The following is a 16,716-nucleotide window of genomic DNA, read 5'->3' as shown; positions in this document are numbered from 1 at the left end:
AATTTTAAAAGATGAAAAATTTAATTAAATATTTATTTGTGGTGCTTCCGTTCGGAACGGTCTTCGCTTCCAGTCATAGAGAAGCTCCACTTATCGCAAATGATCCGCTAGCGGATAATACGGATCTATACGCTTTCAAAAGCCCGAATGATCCGAATTCGATCACCATTATTGCGAATTATGTTCCTTTGCAAGTACCGCACGGTGGACCGAATTACTACAGTTTCGGTGAAAATATCCGTTATGAGATCCACATTGAAAATGATGGAACAGCAGGTGATGATATCACTTACCGGTTCACATTCTCTCAAACAAATGAGGATCCGACAACTTTCTTTGATATCCGTTTAGGAGCTGAAAATCACAAAACAACGTATGTGATGGAACGCAGCATCAATGGAGGGGCATTCACTACCGTGATTACAGGAGGAACAGTGCCACCGCCAAATATCGGTCCGCGTTCAATTGACAATCCGGTTCTTGGAGTTGGCGATAGCTATTCTAACTTGATGACAGCGGCTATCGAAACTACAGGATCCAATGAAAAAGTATTCTGTGGTTCAACGGATGATCCGTTCTTCGTTGACTTGGGAGGTATTTTCGACTTGGGAGATGCTCCGCGTCAAAATGGGGGAACTCCTCAGGATGGACTTCAGTGTTTGAATGTAAGTACAATTGCTATTCAGGTTCCGATTTCTGTATTGCAGAAAAACGGTCAGCCGGTAAGTGCTGCAGCAAACATTTTGGACAGTGATTATGTGATCGGTGTTTGGGCTTCTGCAAGTCGCCAGGAAACACGCACATTGAACCCTGCAACAGGTGCATTCGGTGAATCAGGAAACTGGATCCAGGTATCCCGTTTGGGAATGCCTTTGACGAATGAGGCTGTTATTCCGGTAGGAAGCAAAGATGAGTGGAATTCAAGAACTCCATACAATGAAAATCCTGCAATGGAAGATTTCTTCTGTAACCCGGAATTGGGATTGTACATGGATGACGCATTGTTCGGAGGAGCAGTTCCTGCTTTTTCACCATTGAGAATCCAACACAACTCATTGCAATCATTTGATTTCGGAAACACACAAGATGGTTTATGGCCACTTCGTGCTACGAATGCTGGTGCAGGAACTGCGATTGACACCAATCTTTTTGGTAACTATTTGTTACGTCAAGGGAAACCGCGTTCAGTGGATTTATTGCCGATCTTCCATACGGGAGTTCCAAACCTAGCGCCATACCAATTGGCAACAGGTAAAAATGGAAACCCTCTGGCAGTTGGAAAACCATTCATTAACAACTTCTTGCCAACTTTTGGTGATATGTTGCGTTTGAATATGGCTGTTCCGGCTACTCCGCGTAACGATCCGAACTTTAATTCTTTGGGATTGGTTTATGCAGCTGTACTGGGATTGACTCAAGCTCCTTACAATACAACGGCCAACTTGGAATTCATTCCAAATATGGACGGATTCCCGAACGGTCGTCGTTTGGAGGATGATGTAACCCGCATTGAGCTGCAAGCAGTCGGTGGAGTAGTGTTAGCTGCTATCGGATTGTGGTATGACGATTATACTGCCGGTGGTCCGAATCCGGTAACACCTGATTTGTTAAGTGTGTTGGGTTATTCAACAGGTGTTGAGGCGAATGATGTTCCTTTTACAACAACATTCCCTTATGTAGCGGCTCCACATCGTGGAACGGACAATTGTTTGGGTAAACCATACACCTATACGCAACCGGCAATTCTTCCTCCGTCAACAACGGCTGGAATTGCAGAAAACAGCGTGAATGCAGATAAGTACGGGATCAAGGCATATCCGAATCCTTTCACAAGTTCGGTGAACTTTGAATACAGTTTGGATGCAGATTCTCAGGTTGAAATCTTATTGTATACCCTATCCGGTCAGTTGGTTGGAACCGTTTTACCGAATGTGAAACAAAGTTCCGGTAAACACATGCAGGAATTTGGAACTTCTCATCTGACAAATGGCATTTATTATGCGAGAGTCAATATCAAGAGTTCGAAAGGAAAAGCAACCAAATTGGTTAAGGTGGTGAAATCGTAAGATTAATTTGTTGAAAAACAGAAGGTAGGGGCGCAATGCATTGCGCCCCTACCTTTTTTTGTTGGTAACGGAAAAGGTGACTGAGCGTAGTCGAAGGCATCTTTTTAAAAATTTTCTGCTTTTCAAAAATCCACAATCTGATTTGTCACGTATCTGATTTAGTTCTTGCTAATGATTTTAAAATACCAAACACTACAGTTATGAAAAAAAATAGTTACTCTTTTTATGCACTTTCGATTGCAGCTTTATTGTTCACTTCATCATTGATTTCATCTTGTGATTCTTCTACGAAAGAAAAGGAAGAAGTGGTTGCTGTGAAACAGGGTTTCCAGATTCCACAATTGTTGGAACGTGAAAAAGATTTGTCCTATGATGAGTTTTTGAAGATCAAGGAAAAATTCAATAAGCTTTCTTTTGAAGCGGAGAATGAACAAACGAAGATCGAGAGTTTGATCAAGCTTTCGGAAATTTACATTTACGAGGCGCGTGTTACCGGTGAGCACCCGTATTATTACAATGCAGCCTTGCTTACCTTGAATGAAACATTGAAGGATACAACCAAAATGACTCAGGACCAACATTTCACATCCCTTTTCTACAAATCAACTGTTCAGTTATCTCAGCATAAATTCAATGATGCACTTGCTACTGGTAAAAAAGCGTTGGCACTGAACAATACAAATTCCGGGATTTACGGGGTTTTGGTTGATGCCAATGTGGAAATTGGAAATTACGATGAAGCGGTTAAGAATTGTGATAAGATGATTTCCATCCGACCTGATTTACGTTCATACAGCCGTATTTCATACTTACGTGAAATTTATGGAGATATGAAGGGAAGTATTAAATCCATGGAACAGGCAATTGAAGCGGGTGCTCCATATTCGGAGTATAAATGCTGGACAATCGTAACAATGGGTAAAATGTTGGAGAATCACAATCAGTTGGATTCTGCCAGAGCTTATTATGAGTTTTCAGCAAAAGAAAGAGCCAATTATCCATTCGGAATTGCAGGTATGGCGAGCATTGAAAGTAAACTGGGAAATTATGCAAAAGCGGATTCGTTGTATGCGGTCGCTCTGAATGCGGTTCCTGAGATCAGCTTCATCATGGACCAGGCTAAAATGTATCAAAGACAAGGGAAAAAAGCGGAAATGAAGCGATTAATTCCGAGAATCGAATCCATGTTCAAAGAAGACATCGAATCCGGACACAATGTGAATATGGAGTATGCATTCTTCCTGCTCGATTTCAAGAAAGATTACAAACGTGCGCTCGAATTAGGTTTGAAGGAATACAAATTGCGTCCGAATAATATTGATGTAAATCGCTTACTTGCTTTTGCTTACTACGCAAACGGAGATATGAAAAATGCTGCCGGACACGCTAAAACTGCAATGAAAACGAATAAACAGGATGGAGATCTGTATTGTATTTCAGGTCTGATAAACAACGATAAGAAACAGATCAAGAAATCGTTCGCGATTGATCCGTATCAGGACCATTTGTTTGTTGACCGTGCGAAGAAAATGATTTAATCGAATTTATTCTCATCTTTTAAACCTTACGCTATGCAAAATAATTACTTCTTTGCTTTAAACAGCAATCGATTTAGACTTCTGTTTATCATTCTTTTGTTTTCAAAATTAGGTTTCTCTCACGGGATTAACGGAATTGTTATTGACCAGCAATCCCAGGGAATCCCAAACGCAAAAGTCTCGTTGATCGGATCTGTTAAGTACAGCATGACAAATGGTCTTGGAGAGTTTGTATTAACCGATGTGCATTTGGGTGATTCGATCTCGATTGAAAGCCAGGGATATCAGAAACGCACGTTTTTGATCGATAATGAAAGTTATTTTGAGAAGAATGTCTTGTTCCAGTTGTTCGAAAATGCAACGGAACTGAGTGAGGTGAAGGTGACGGGGAATCGGACGACCTTGACACAAAGTGCCAATATCAATTTGACACTGCAACCGGTTCGTTCGGCACAGGAATTACTGACTTTGGTTCCGGGTATGTTTGTTGCGCAGCATGCCGGGGGCGGAAAAGCGGAGCAATTATTCCTGCGTGGATTTGATATCGATCATGGAACAGATGTGGCACTTTCCCTGGATGGAATGCCCGTGAACATGGTTTCACATGCACATGGACAAGGTTATGCGGATTTCCATTTTGTGATGCCGGAAGTGGTGGACAAGGTCAATTTTGAAAAAGGACCTTACGATGTCACGAAAGGGAATTTGGCAACTGCCGGATCAGTGGATTTTCAAACCAGAGAACAATTGACCAAGAGTTTTGTTTCGGGTGAATATGGCATGTTCCAACACAAAAAGATCACTGCGGGAATCAAGGTTTTGGAGAATCAAAAGAACAACGCGTATTTCGCGGCGGATTATCTCCAAACGGATAATTATTTTGAATCTCCTCAGGATTTCAAAAGGATCAATTTTTACGGAAAATACACGGGAATCATTTCTCCCAGCTTCAAGATCACTGTTTCGGCATCCACCTTCCAAAGTAGCTGGAATGCATCCGGTCAGATTCCTCAAAGAGCGGTTGAAAGTGGGATGATCTCCCGGTTCGGTGCGATTGATAATACTGAGGGAGGAAACACTTCCCGGACAAATATCCAATTGGGAGTTATTCAAAAAATCAATGCTTCTTCCTCCTTGAAAAGTGATTTCTTTTTTTCTGCCTATGATTTCTCACTCTTCTCCAATTTCACTTTTTTCCTCGAAGATTCAGTGAATGGAGATCAGATCCACCAATACGAGAACCGGAAGATTTATGGAGGTAAAACAGAATACAAGAAGACCATTTCCTTGAATGAAAACACGATCTTCAGTTTCACCGGAGGTGGTGGGTTTCGTTATGACGACATCAATAACATCGGATTGGCTCAAACAACCGGTCGCACGCAATTACGCAATCAAGTTCAACTAGGGAATATCAATGAAACCAATCTATTCGGATATGTTTCCGGTAAGTTGGAAATCAATCGCTTGGTGATCAGTGCTGCCATTCGCGCAGACAATGTGACATTCTATTACAACAATCTGAATGACAGTGTTTACCAACCCAAAAGCTTGTCACAAGCAGTGTTTTTACCCAAAGTTTCCCTGTTATACAATGCTACGGATCATGTGCAGTTGTACCTGAAATCAGGAATCGGATATCATTCCAATGATGCGCGCGTACTGCTTTCATCCGATAATTTGACTAAGAAAGCTTTGCCTTTGGCTCTTGGAACCGATTTGGGAGCGACCTGGAAATTGACAAAGAACCTGTTATTCAACGGTGCATTGTGGTATTTGCTTTCGGAGCAGGAATTCGTTTATGTCGGAGATGCAGGAGTGGTGGAACCAAGCGGTCGCTCCCAGCGTTTAGGATTTGATGCAGGTCTTACATTTCAGCCAACCAAATGGTTATTCCTGTATTCCAATTTGAATTATTCCCACGCGCGTTCAGTTGCTGAACCGAAAGGTGAAAACTTTATTCCGTTGGCTCCTGTCTTTACTTCAGATGGAAAAGTGCAATTGAACTTCAAAAAAGGAATTTTTACCACACTTTCTTATCGTTATATGGGAGACCGGGCAGCAAATGAAGATCGGAGCGTATTGGCAAAAGGTTATTTCGTGAATGACTTTACACTAGGATATCAGCGTAAATCGTTTGTAGTGACGGCGATCGTAAACAACGTATTCAATGTAAACTGGAATGAAACACAATTCCTGACCGAATCCCGGTTGAAGGATGAATCCCAATCAGTCAGCGAAATCCATTTTACTCCGGGAACCCCATTTTCATGTAGACTTCAGGTGAAATTTATGTTCTGATTTGACTTGCAAGAGGCTGTTTAAGTGAGATTTGTGTAACAATGTTTTTTTATTTTGTAAGGGTTCAGGATTGATTAAGAATCACCTTTGACACACAACAGTATTCATTTTAAAACCAATGTGATGTCAACAGAAGGAAAAAACACCCATTCTAACGCGGATAAAAAAACAGAATCATTTAAAATTTCAGGTGATTGGACAAAACAATCCGAACAGTTAAAGGATAAATTCAGTCAGTTAACGGATTCGGATTTGAAATTTGAACCGGGCAAGGAAAATGAATTGCTTCAACGGGTAGAAACAAGATTGAATAAAAAAAGAGAAGAGGTCATCAATATCATTAACAAATGTGAAGTTTGATCTTCCTTTTTAGAGTTAGTTCAAAAACAGGGTTCACTATAATCGACTAATAGTTCCTGTTTTCAGTTCTGCGTGAGGTGTCTGTCGGTCTATCGGACAGATGGGCACTTTTTTAGTCTAAATACCTCATCACAAAACATTGAATTCATGAGAAAAAAAAACCATTCCTTCCGGATGTTCCCCCTGTTGGTTATCCTTCTTGCATCTTGCACTTCAGCGAAATCAACAGATTTGGACAAAGCTGCCAAAGCTGTTGAAAATGCAAAAAAAGACCTGGATGAGGCAAACAGGCAATATGCCAAAGAGGTTGCAAGTTATCGGTCATCGGTAGAAACGGATCTGAGGGAGAATAAGTTGGAAATTGCACGGTTGAAATCTGTAAGGCTCGATGCAAAAGAAGAAGCTTTGGGTGATAGAAACGAAAAAATTGCGCTTATCCAGAGAACCAATGATGAATTGGACCTGCGTATGAGACAATACCGGGGAGACAATAAGGAAAACTGGAAAGAGTTCAAGCGCGAATACGCTAATGATTTGAACGAGGTCGATAAATCATTAAAAGATTTGGGAAAAGACCCTATGAAATAATAGAGATAAACAATTGGAAGGATGAATATTCTTTATTGCTGATACCAATAATAGAATGGTCATTCTGAGAATTGCTTAATAAAAGGGTGGTGTTAGAATCACCCTTTTTTATACAAGTTAAAAATGGAAAATCAAGCAGACAAGTCGTTATTGAAAAACGTTGGAATCTTCCCCCATCGCTCCAGAGGTGGAATGATAAGCGTTAGACGCAGAAATTATCGGATCCATCAACTGGAAACACAGAAAATCCTGAATCGGATTCTGGAAATTAAAAACAGGCATCCCGAACTTTCAAAATATTTGAATCGGATTCCGGAATTCCGTCCTAATAGAGAGGATTCGGAAATCAGGATGGCTGATTTAAGAAGGTATCACAACAATTTGTTGGAGCTCCTGGAGAAATATGAATTGGAATTGAAGAAGCAATTTTAGTTTATCTGAGTCTTCTGAAAATTGGTCAAATCAGTAATTGATGTAAGATTGAGGAATTACAATGTAATGCTTTTCGATCCAAATGAGACCACCTTTGCAGAGTGGAAATTCTTCCACGTTTTTAATACACAACATGAAAAAAATAGGTTTAATTCTATTTGTAATACTTGGAACTAGCATTACAGCAATGGCTCAGGAATCTGAAAAGTACGACCGTCGTGAGAAATTCACTTTCGGAGTTAAGATCGGGGCTAATTTATCGAATGTTTGGGATTCTGAAGGAGAGGATTTCGAAGCGGATGCCAAATTGGGATTTGCAGCTGGTGCTTTTGTCGGGATTCCGATTGGAAGGTTCCTGGGAATTCAGCCGGAAGTGATGTTCTCTCAAAAAGGGTTTCAATCTTCAGGAACTTTGCTTGGAACTTCTTATTCCAATAAGAAAACGACTAGCTGGATTGATGTTCCTGTACATCTTCAGATCAAACCACTTGCATTTCTAACGATTTTGGTCGGACCTCAGATCTCTTTTCGGGTAAGCGAACGGAATGAATATACCTTCGGGAACAATAGCTCCGCGCAGGAAGAAGAATTTGAAAATGACAATATTCGCAAGAACATGCTCGGAATCTCGACTGGTTTTGATATCAACATCTACCATGTAGTTATTTCAGGAAGAGCAAGCTGGGATCTTCAAAATAACAAGGGTGACGGGACATCGTCTACACCACGTTACAGAAATCAGTTCTTGCAATTGACAGTCGGGTTTAAGATTTAATCAAACCTTAGTAGAAATGATCATGAACAGCGTATTGACCAGTTTAGCAATCCTCGTTATTACGGGTTGGGCTATCGGATATTTCAGATATCATGAAGGTGGAGTTTTTCACTTGATACTGCTTGTCGGACTTGTTGCGATCATTAGACAGCTGATACCTGTCAGAAAACATTAAAACTAAGAGTTATGGATCCCGGTTTAAGGTTGGCAGGGCGCATTTTTAAGTTTATCATTAAAAAATCAATAAAAATGAAAACAGGAGAAGATAAAAATAAGAAATCCGGTAATGGATCAAAAATAGTAGGGGCTTTAGTTACAGGGGCGGCAGTTGGATTAGCAGCTGGAATTTTGTTGGCACCTGAAAAAGGAAAAAAGACCAGAGCTAAATTGATGGAAGATGCCAAAGATCTTGCAGATAAACTGAAGAAAAAAGCAGAGAATGGATTGGAAGATGTGAAAGACCATGCAGACAAGCTAAAGAAAAAAGCAGAAGCTGGAATCGATTCTGTAGCAAATAAAAAATAACCACCTTCATCACGGGTATATAAAAATAGATTAACGGGACAAAAGCCATTTGATATGCTCTTTATCAGATGGCTTTTGTTTAATTGAAAAAAAAATCCGGGATGAATAAATTCATTTAGTGCAAATCAGTTGAAAACAATTTGAAAACACAGTAAAACAGTGATAAATTATCGTACCTTCACCCGTATACAACAAAACCAATTTTGAAAATTTATATAAAGTATATGGTCAGCTTGCGCTGCAAGAAATTGGTTGGGACGGAGCTGAAAAAGTTGGGGGTGGTCATGCCTAAAATTAATCAGGGCATGGTTGAATTTCAAGAGGAATTATCTGCAGAACAAGAAGCCCAATTTCAGAAGCGTATTCTAAAATTAGGATTTGAAGTTTTGGACGAGACCAACAGTAAATTGCTGGATCGTATTTCAACTTCGATTACTGATCTGATCTATAAGCATCCGGAAATGTCACGACAAGAATATCCAAACTACCTGATTGATAAATTGGGATTTGATTATTCTGAGATCACACATTTGTTTTCCGAAGTGCACGGGATCAATTTACCCCAATACATTGTCATACAAGAGGTGGAACGCATCAAGGAAATGCTTCTGTATGAAGACCTGAAAGTAAAAGAGATCGCAGAGATCCTTCATTATAGAAATGGCGCGCAGTTGACGTATGTTTTTAAGAAAATTACAGGGTTGACTCCTTTTTATTATAAGAAACTAAAGGAAAAACGGTTAGAAGTTTTAAAAGAGAATAAACAAGAATGACAAATGTGCTGGTGTATTTTCATCAGTTACTTTAAAGATTAAATCACTATGAAAAACAGCACTGACGGCAGGGAATTAGAAAAAGCAAAATCTCACATTATTGTCGAAATCATTCACTATGTTCCAAATGCCGTTCTGAGTAAAACAATCATTAAAAAGACAACGGGGAATGTTACTGTTTCTTCATTTGATGCAGGAGAAGAGTTGGAAGAAAAGCATTCTCCTTTTGATACTTATGTGCAAATAATCGATGGTTCAGCTGAACTCATCATTGATAAGAAACTATTCACGATGAAATTGGGGGAGGGAATTATTATTCCGGCCCATTCCAGACATAAGTTCAATGCCAACGAACAATTTAAAATGCTTAGCACAACAATTAAAAGCGGTTACGAAGATTAAAATTTGAATTATTTCCAGATAATATGTTATTGAATCTTAATTAAGCCCTTCACAATTTGAAATTGTATATCAAATACATGGTAAGTCTGCGCTGCAAAATGGTCGTAAAAGACGAATTGGCTAAGCTGGGGCTGCATTTCGTTGTCGTTGATTTGGGATATGTTCAAATCACTGAAGATATTTCAGCTGAAGACATGGAAAAACTTCGTGTAAATTTATTGAAGTCCGGTCTGGAACTGATGGAAGACAAAAGAAGCATTTTGATCGAGCAAATCAAAGGCGTGATTATCGAAATGATCCATTATTCAGACGAAACACCCAAGGTCAATTATTCAGATTACATCAGTGAAAAACTGAACTACGATTACACCTACCTTTCCAATATCTTCTCAGAAGTGAAGGGAATTACCATTCAGCAATTCATCATCATCAATAAGATTGAACGGGTGAAGGAACTTCTGTTGTATGACGAGTTTAATCTTACAGAAATATCCTATAAACTCAACTACAGCAGCGTTGCCCATTTGTCCAATCAGTTCAAGAAGATCACAGGGCTTTCTCCCACTTTCTACAAACAGTTGAAACAGAAGAGAAACAGCAATCTGGAGAATTTCTGACTGATTTCCAAGACGAAGTACGTTTATGAAAAGTTAAAAACGGGAGGGAAATAGATTGAAAGTTCAAAAAGTTCAAATGCTCAGAAAATACTTCAGATAAATTTGAGACTGAATTGGTTTGAACCCTTTAAACTTTTGAATTCATTGAATCAATCTTTAATAAAACGTTAAATCTGATTTCACTAGATAAATAAGCCCTATTTTTAGACTACAAAATTTCAAAATTCACTTGAGTATGAAAATCAAAATTACAAACAAAGCAATCTTATTCCTTGCATTGGGAATGGCTTCTTTCGGGGCAACTGCTCAGAAGATCACTGTTCCTGCACCAAGTCCATTACAGACAGTTACACAAAAATTCGGTTTAGGGGAAGTAACAATCGAGTATTCCCGTCCGGCAGTTAAAGGCCGTAAAATTTTCGGAGATGTAGTTCCTTTTGGAAAAATCTGGAGAACAGGAGCAAATGCCACTACAAAAATCACATTCACAGATGAGGTGAAATTGGAAGGAAATACTGTAAAACCTGGAACTTATGGTTTATACACGATTCCAAACAAAGATAGCTGGGAAGTGATGTTGTACAAAGACCTTACTTTAAACGGGAACGTAGGAGATTACAAAACGGAGAATGAAGTATTGCGTTTCAAGGTGAGAGCGATCAGCTTCCCGATGAAAATGGAATCCTTGATGATCAATATCGCAGATATCACTGCTACGGAAGCTAAGTTGACTTTGCTTTGGGAGAACACTGTAATTGCAATCAAAATGAGTACGGATATCGATGCGCGTGTCATGCAAAGTATCGACGAATCCATGAAATCCGAGAAACCGGAATACTTCAGAGCTGCTACCTATTACTTCGATAACAACAAGGATTTGAAGCAAGCATTGACTTGGGCTACGAAAGCAACAGAAGAGAATCCAACAGCATTTTATATGTTTAACCTGAAAGCTCGTATCGAGTACAAATTGGGTGACAAAGCTGCAGGAAAAGCAAGCGCTGAGAAATCAATTGCTTTGGCAAAAGATGCTAAGAGCGATGATTATGTTGCTCTGGGAGAGAAATTATTATCCGATAATAAGTAATCTTTATCTAAAGATAAAAGGAGGTCCTTCTGCTTCGGCGGAAGGACTTTTTTGTTTTCGGCACTTTGGCTACGCTCAGTGACCTCAAGTTCAATATTGGAAACTATATCTAATTTTTGTTTGTACTAGTGAGTAAGGTCACTGAGCGTAGTCGAAGTGCCCTTCTTCACAAACAACTGAATAATCCCCGCGATGATCAATACCAGCAAACACCCGATCACATTCAGCCACAAGAATGAGATCACATCTGCAACATAGATACCGATCACCAGGAGTTCCGTGATAATCGCTCCCCAAAAGACAGCTTTTCCTCCGATTCGTTTCAGATAAAATGCTACCAGGAAGATTCCCAAAATGGTTCCATAGAATAAGGATCCCAGCACGTTTACGGCTTCAATCAAACTTCCCAATTTACTGGCAAACATCGCTGTTGCAATGGCAAAAAGTCCCCACCCGAATGTAAACCACCTGGATGCTTTGTAGTAATGGAGTTCGCTTTTGTCCTTCACCCACATGCGTTTGTACAGATCAATTACCGTGGTGGAAGCGAGTGAATTCAATGCAGCGGCAATACTTCCCCACGCAGCCAGAAAGATCATAGCGATCAATAAACCGATCAATCCTTTGGGAAGATTCTGAACTACAAAATAGAGGAAGATGTAATTCGTATCATTCGTGTCTGCCGTACTATCCGCTTTTTTCATCACAGCCAAAGCTTCTTCGCGGACAACTTTGGTCTGGGATTCGATTTGCAGCAAATCTGTTTGTAAAGTTTCAATTTTTGGAGCGTCTTTCGTATGCAATGCATCTGCCAACTTGGTTGTCTGCGTCTGTCGGATGGCATTCAGGGAATCATTCTTCAACTGAAGTGTCTTGAACTCCTCCCGGTATTCGGAAGTCATTACTTTATCCACCTCCTTCTGATTGAAAAAGATTGGGGATTGATAAAACATGTAGAATACGAAAACCAAACTTCCTACCAGTAGGATCAGGAATTGCATGGGTACTTTCACCAACCCGTTCATCAATAATCCGGTTCTGCTTTCCTTGGTGTTTTTTGCAGTCAGATAGCGACCTACCTGAGATTGGTCTGTTCCAAAATAGGATAGGGCAAGGAAAAATCCACCGATGATCCCGCTCCAGATGTTGTACTTGTCTTTCCACCATTCGGAATCCGTCACATCAATTTTGGTTTCAATCACATTCAGTTTTCCCATTTTACCTGCTACGTGCAAGGCATCTGTAAAACTGACATTTTTGGGAAGCATGTGGACGACCATGTATCCTGCCAGGAACATCCCGATAAATACGACAATCAATTGCTGCATCTGAGTGTAGGTTACAGCTTTCGTTCCACCGGTTACGGTGTAAATGATGAGGAATCCACCCATTACCAGGTTGGTGTAATAGATATTCCAGCCAAGTAGGGAAGCCAGGATGATGGAAGGGGCATAAATACTGATCCCGGTGGAAAGTGCGCGCTGAATCAGGAATAAGACAGAAGCCAGTGAACGCGTTTTTAGATCGAAACGTTGTTCCAGGTATTCGTATGCAGTAAATACTTTTAGCTTATGGTAGATCGGAATAAAAGTCACGCACAAAACAACCATCGCCAAAGGCAAACCGAAGTAATATTGCACAAAGCGCATTCCATCCGTGTAAGCCTGACCAGGAGCTGATAGAAAGGTAATCGCACTCGCCTGCGTTCCCATAATGGAAAGCAGAATCAGGATCCAACTCATCGAATTGCTGCTCTTGAAATAACCATCCAGGGTTTTTTCGCTCTTGCTCTTATACAAACCGTAACCAACCACAGCAAGTAGTGTGATTACAAGGACGATCCAATCAATTGCACTCATGAGAAATGTTGGGTAAAAAAGTAAAAGAAACCAATCAATGCGATCAATGCACCAATCACTCCGGCATACGCCCAATTCCAGTTTTTACGATTGTTTTCTTTCTCTTCGGTCATATCATTTATTTAAACCCTTTTTTATTCCCACAGACGAGCACGGATGAACACTGAAGTTTTTTATAATTGGATTAAAGGATAATTATTTCTTAAGTGTACTTCCGTGTACCTCCGTGGGAAATATATATACTCTAATTCTTCTTTCCTCTTCTCTGTATTTATTTGTTGGGAGGCAAACTCAACAAGTTCACAAACAAACGGTATGCTCCCGGAATTCCTGCCGGTAACTCCCGGAAAAAGACCAATCCGGTATAAACAAAGTTTCCTTTTCCATGTTTCGCAATGATCAAACTTCCTTTACTCGGTTTTTCATTCGGGTCCTGCATGGAAAAAACAGTTTCATAGTGTGAATCCATTTCGGTTGCAAAGTAAATCCCACGTTCCTGAACCCAACCTTCAAAATCTTTTTGGGTGATGACATTCGGTGTATTCAGGACAGGATGTTTCGGATCGGTGAATTCCACTTTTGCATTATCATCGGTTACACGATCTCTGGAAATTGTGAACGGAAAAGGTCCGATTTTCGTTTCCATCGGAGCAATGCGGTTATTGGTATTGTATTGCACGATCAGGTTTCCACCTTGATGCACATAAGCCATCAGTTTATCGTAGTAAATGGGCATGCGGTCATTGGTGTTGTAAGCACGTACTCCGGTCACAATGCTCGAATAAACGCTCAGATCCTCCTTTGCCAATAATTCGTCAGTCAATAAAGTCACATCGTAGCCAATTTGTGTCAGGCAGGCAACTACATTATCTCCTGCTCCCGGAATGTATGCGATCTTGTTTTTTGTTTTCTTCAGATCTAAAAACACGATTTTTGCTTCTGCATTACTCAAAATGAACTGGTAGGGAATGTGATCGTATTCGATGCGTGTGATGGATTTGGTATAGTCATTCCCGTCAATCGAAACAGATGCACGTAGGATTCCATCTTTTCCGGTTTTATCCGGAGTCAGGATCGCTTTCACAATTTGCTCGCTGCCTTTTTTCTCCAGGTTGATTTCCGGATTTTTAAGCTCGATCTTCCAGCCTGCAGGAACGTTTATTTTTACGGTTCCTTTCACATTCGGTTGATTGGCTTTCACGACAAATGAAACTTCTTTCGGCGCAATGGCATTGAAAACAAATACCTGATCTGAAATAGTGATGGTGGCAGGAGGTAGAATCTCGAATGGTCGGTAAACTTCACCTTTTACAGGATCTGTGGATTTAAAAACCAATCCGCGTTCCACATTGAAATCAATTCCATCGATGGACAAATGATAAACGACACTTTTCGCAGCATTATTTTCCGGCTTTCCGATCAATGCCTGATTTTTCACCGTATACATTCCGACTGTGTGCGGTTCAACCAACCAGTAAGGTGCAGAATAACCCGTTGTTTTCGGTAAAACTTCTTTTTGATCGATGGTTTCCAGTTTGTTCACGGTCAATGGAAGATTTGTGATCTTGTCGGTTTGACCGATAAAAGTCACGGATTTCAATTTCACATTCCCGGTATTGCGTGCAATGATTTGTGTTGAAATACTGATTTCATTTCCCGGAACTGCGCTATAGTCTGAAATAGTGGACTCCATCCACAATCCGGCACATTGGATGATCAAATCCTGGCAAGCAGCCAATTTGAGATTCTTCCAGTAACGAACGTTCGGATCTTTTTCATCGAGCTGCTGGAGTTTGGAATAGATCGTTTCCAATGCGGGTAAGGATAGTTCGGGATGCTGGGGATTGAATGTTGAAATACAGTTTGCAATCAAGCTTTCCAGGTCTGTTGTTACCGGAAGACGTTTCCAGGAAGCATTCACTCCTTCAAATAGGTCCTTTGAAGCAGCTTCGCCTTTCAGGAACTTGAAGTATTCAATAGTTTCTCCGCGTTGTTTTGCAGAACCGAATCCCTGGCTTTTGTGCATGGAACGGCTGTTTGCGGCAACTTCCCCGTAGTTCAGTCCTAACAAAGGATTGTAAGTTCCGGCGTCCAGTTTGATTTGGTCTTCGGAAGTGGTGTTGGTTCCTCCAAAATTGAAGGTATTCCAGAAAATGCGTTTGGCTTGCCAAACTTGTACTTCTTTTAGTTGTTCGGGAAATTTGGTTGGATCGGCTGCCAGATCAAATGCTTCCATCGCTAAAATGGCAGAGGCGGTGTGATGACCATGACCACCTTCTCCGGTTGTTGGGAAACGGCAGATAATCACATCCGGTTTGAATCGGCGAATCGCTAAAACCACATCCGCCAGGATGCTGTCTTTGTTCCAGATAGTGAAAGTTTCTTCCGGATTTTTCGAAAAGCCAAAGTCGTTTGCGCGGGTGAAAAATTGTTCTGCACCATCCGTTCTTCGGGCAGCCAATAATTCTTGTGTACGAATCAAGCCAAGAGCTTCCCCTTGTTCCTTCCCGATGAGGTTTTGTCCGCCATCACCGCGGGTAAGCGATAAATAGCCGGTGCGGAAGTTTTTCTCTTTTGCCAGATACCCCAGCAATCGCGTGTTTTCGTCATCCGGGTGGGCTGCAACGTACAGAACGGAGCCAACGGTGTTGAGTTTTTTGATTCCAAGCAGGATTTCTGCTGAATTGAGTTCCGGTGAGGTTTGAGCAAGAACAGTTTGTCCTAAAGTGAGTGTAAGAACGAGAATGAGTTGTTTAATCATAATGGAGTGTGTCTGTGTAATATCGTGCGCAATAATACAGGAAATCTGCCAGTGAGGGCTCAATTCAATGGGTCTTTAACAATTCTTTAAAGAAGTTTGAAGCCCGGAATCGCCCTTTTTCGTAACTTAAGCTCGCGCTTTTACAATTTCGTACGGGTGAAAACTGAGAGTTATGGTTTTAAGAACAATCCTTTTTTTAGTAATCAACTTTGCTGCTCTGGGAATTGGTGGGATTTTTACCGGAAAAGGCGTTCCTTCCGAATGGTATGCTTCACTAAGCAAAGCTCCATGGACTCCGCCAGGATGGGTTTTCGGTGCAGCTTGGACAACCATTATGATCTGTTTCGCGATTTATATGGCTTTCGCTTATGAAAAAGTGAAAAGCAAGAAAACACTGATTGCCTTATTCAGTATCCAATGGGTTCTGAACGTGCTTTGGAATCCGGTGTTCTTTTACTTACATCAGGTAGCTGTAGGATTGGTTGTCATTTGTTCATTAACGGTTCTGGTCGCAGTGTTCCTCTTCCGTTATTGGTCAGATTTAAAACTGAAATCGATTTTGATTCTCCCTTATCTCATTTGGCTACTCATCGCAACATCACTCAATTGGTATATTTTAGCGAATAACTGAT

Annotated in this window: 16 protein-coding genes; 14 read left to right on the top strand and 2 right to left on the bottom strand. The window is 40.6% G+C overall.

The window, feature by feature from the left end; genetic code table 11:
- Window positions 1-11 precede the first annotated feature (11 nt).
- The 13 genes from AAG807_RS14255 (at window position 12) to AAG807_RS14195 (ending at window position 11,464) form a co-directional block, all read left to right on the top strand.
- Window positions 12-2,066 carry a DUF4331 family protein gene (locus AAG807_RS14255; protein ID WP_341905248.1) on the top strand — a complete coding sequence of 685 codons (2,055 nt, stop codon included), beginning with the start codon at window positions 12-14 and terminating at the stop codon, window positions 2,064-2,066.
- Window positions 2,067-2,266: 200 nt separating this feature from the next.
- Complete coding sequence (locus AAG807_RS14250) at window positions 2,267-3,604, top strand: hypothetical protein (RefSeq protein ID WP_341905246.1); 1,338 nt, start codon at window positions 2,267-2,269, stop codon at window positions 3,602-3,604.
- A gap of 33 nt (window positions 3,605-3,637) precedes the next feature.
- A complete protein-coding gene (locus tag AAG807_RS14245; protein WP_341905243.1) occupies window positions 3,638-5,905 on the top strand; it encodes a TonB-dependent receptor plug domain-containing protein in 2,268 nt (755 codons plus the stop codon).
- 123 nt (window positions 5,906-6,028) lie between these two features.
- Complete coding sequence (locus AAG807_RS14240; RefSeq protein WP_341905241.1) at window positions 6,029-6,265, top strand: hypothetical protein; 237 nt, start codon at window positions 6,029-6,031, stop codon at window positions 6,263-6,265.
- Between the two features lie 147 nt (window positions 6,266-6,412).
- Window positions 6,413-6,853, top strand: a complete 441-nt coding sequence (locus AAG807_RS14235) for a peptidase M23 (protein WP_341905239.1) — start codon at window positions 6,413-6,415, stop codon at window positions 6,851-6,853.
- A gap of 123 nt (window positions 6,854-6,976) precedes the next feature.
- Window positions 6,977-7,285, top strand: a complete 309-nt coding sequence (locus AAG807_RS14230) for a hypothetical protein (RefSeq protein WP_341905236.1) — start codon at window positions 6,977-6,979, stop codon at window positions 7,283-7,285.
- A 133-nt stretch (window positions 7,286-7,418) separates the two neighbouring features.
- Window positions 7,419-8,060: a porin family protein gene (locus AAG807_RS14225; RefSeq protein WP_341905234.1), complete on the top strand. Its 642-nt coding sequence runs from the start codon at window positions 7,419-7,421 to the stop codon at window positions 8,058-8,060.
- A 16-nt stretch (window positions 8,061-8,076) separates the two neighbouring features.
- Window positions 8,077-8,235, top strand: a complete 159-nt coding sequence (locus tag AAG807_RS14220; RefSeq protein WP_341905231.1) for a lmo0937 family membrane protein — start codon at window positions 8,077-8,079, stop codon at window positions 8,233-8,235.
- A 74-nt stretch (window positions 8,236-8,309) separates the two neighbouring features.
- Complete coding sequence (locus tag AAG807_RS14215) at window positions 8,310-8,585, top strand: YtxH domain-containing protein (protein WP_341905228.1); 276 nt, start codon at window positions 8,310-8,312, stop codon at window positions 8,583-8,585.
- Window positions 8,586-8,890: 305 nt separating this feature from the next.
- The gene (locus tag AAG807_RS14210; protein WP_341905225.1) at window positions 8,891-9,358 is read left to right on the top strand and encodes an AraC family transcriptional regulator; all 468 of its coding nucleotides are present in this window, start codon (window positions 8,891-8,893) and stop codon (window positions 9,356-9,358) included.
- 48 nt (window positions 9,359-9,406) lie between these two features.
- Window positions 9,407-9,760 (top strand): cupin domain-containing protein, encoded by a 354-nt coding sequence (locus AAG807_RS14205; protein WP_341905223.1) that lies wholly within the window; start codon window positions 9,407-9,409, stop codon window positions 9,758-9,760.
- A gap of 56 nt (window positions 9,761-9,816) precedes the next feature.
- A complete protein-coding gene (locus AAG807_RS14200) occupies window positions 9,817-10,377 on the top strand; it encodes an AraC family transcriptional regulator (RefSeq protein WP_341905221.1) in 561 nt (186 codons plus the stop codon).
- A 235-nt stretch (window positions 10,378-10,612) separates the two neighbouring features.
- Entirely contained in the window at window positions 10,613-11,464 is an 852-nt protein-coding gene (locus tag AAG807_RS14195) for a DUF2911 domain-containing protein (RefSeq protein WP_341905218.1), read from the top strand.
- A 125-nt stretch (window positions 11,465-11,589) separates the two neighbouring features.
- On the opposite strand, the gene AAG807_RS14190 is transcribed toward AAG807_RS14195, so the two are convergent.
- Window positions 11,590-13,323, bottom strand: coding sequence for a sodium:solute symporter (locus AAG807_RS14190; protein WP_341905214.1), 1,734 nt, complete (start codon window positions 13,321-13,323; stop codon window positions 11,590-11,592).
- A gap of 271 nt (window positions 13,324-13,594) precedes the next feature.
- A complete protein-coding gene (locus AAG807_RS14185; RefSeq protein WP_341905211.1) occupies window positions 13,595-16,084 on the bottom strand; it encodes a PIG-L family deacetylase in 2,490 nt (829 codons plus the stop codon).
- Between the two features lie 172 nt (window positions 16,085-16,256).
- Between AAG807_RS14185 and AAG807_RS14180 the strand changes: the two genes are divergently transcribed.
- A complete protein-coding gene (locus AAG807_RS14180; protein ID WP_341905208.1) occupies window positions 16,257-16,715 on the top strand; it encodes a TspO/MBR family protein in 459 nt (152 codons plus the stop codon).
- The last annotated feature ends 1 nt before the right edge of the window (window position 16,716 follow it).

It is taken from the genome of Fluviicola taffensis DSM 16823 (assembly GCF_943372375.1).
Classification (GTDB): Bacteria; Bacteroidota; Bacteroidia; order Flavobacteriales_D; family Crocinitomicaceae; genus Fluviicola; species Fluviicola taffensis_A.
The sequence above is the reverse complement of the archived record's forward strand: the minus strand, read 5'-3'. Positions and strand labels throughout refer to the sequence as shown.

What these genes read in the sequence shown, in the direction of transcription:
- AAG807_RS14180 (WP_341905208.1), top strand. Translation starts at nt 16,257, where the DNA reads ATGGTTTTAAGAACAATCCTTTTTTTAGTAATCAACTTTGCTGCTCTG.
- AAG807_RS14255 (WP_341905248.1), top strand. Translation starts at nt 12, where the DNA reads ATGAAAAATTTAATTAAATATTTATTTGTGGTGCTTCCGTTCGGAACG.
- AAG807_RS14205 (WP_341905223.1), top strand. Translation starts at nt 9,407, where the DNA reads ATGAAAAACAGCACTGACGGCAGGGAATTAGAAAAAGCAAAATCTCAC.
- AAG807_RS14225 (WP_341905234.1), top strand. Translation starts at nt 7,419, where the DNA reads ATGAAAAAAATAGGTTTAATTCTATTTGTAATACTTGGAACTAGCATT.
- AAG807_RS14210 (WP_341905225.1), top strand. Translation starts at nt 8,891, where the DNA reads ATGGTTGAATTTCAAGAGGAATTATCTGCAGAACAAGAAGCCCAATTT.
- AAG807_RS14220 (WP_341905231.1), top strand. Translation starts at nt 8,077, where the DNA reads ATGATCATGAACAGCGTATTGACCAGTTTAGCAATCCTCGTTATTACG.
- AAG807_RS14240 (WP_341905241.1), top strand. Translation starts at nt 6,029, where the DNA reads ATGTCAACAGAAGGAAAAAACACCCATTCTAACGCGGATAAAAAAACA.
- AAG807_RS14215 (WP_341905228.1), top strand. Translation starts at nt 8,310, where the DNA reads ATGAAAACAGGAGAAGATAAAAATAAGAAATCCGGTAATGGATCAAAA.
- AAG807_RS14235 (WP_341905239.1), top strand. Translation starts at nt 6,413, where the DNA reads ATGAGAAAAAAAAACCATTCCTTCCGGATGTTCCCCCTGTTGGTTATC.
- AAG807_RS14185 (WP_341905211.1), bottom strand. Translation starts at nt 16,084, where the DNA reads ATGATTAAACAACTCATTCTCGTTCTTACACTCACTTTAGGACAAACT.
- AAG807_RS14190 (WP_341905214.1), bottom strand. Translation starts at nt 13,323, where the DNA reads ATGAGTGCAATTGATTGGATCGTCCTTGTAATCACACTACTTGCTGTG.
- AAG807_RS14250 (WP_341905246.1), top strand. Translation starts at nt 2,267, where the DNA reads ATGAAAAAAAATAGTTACTCTTTTTATGCACTTTCGATTGCAGCTTTA.
- AAG807_RS14245 (WP_341905243.1), top strand. Translation starts at nt 3,638, where the DNA reads ATGCAAAATAATTACTTCTTTGCTTTAAACAGCAATCGATTTAGACTT.
- AAG807_RS14230 (WP_341905236.1), top strand. Translation starts at nt 6,977, where the DNA reads ATGGAAAATCAAGCAGACAAGTCGTTATTGAAAAACGTTGGAATCTTC.
- AAG807_RS14195 (WP_341905218.1), top strand. Translation starts at nt 10,613, where the DNA reads ATGAAAATCAAAATTACAAACAAAGCAATCTTATTCCTTGCATTGGGA.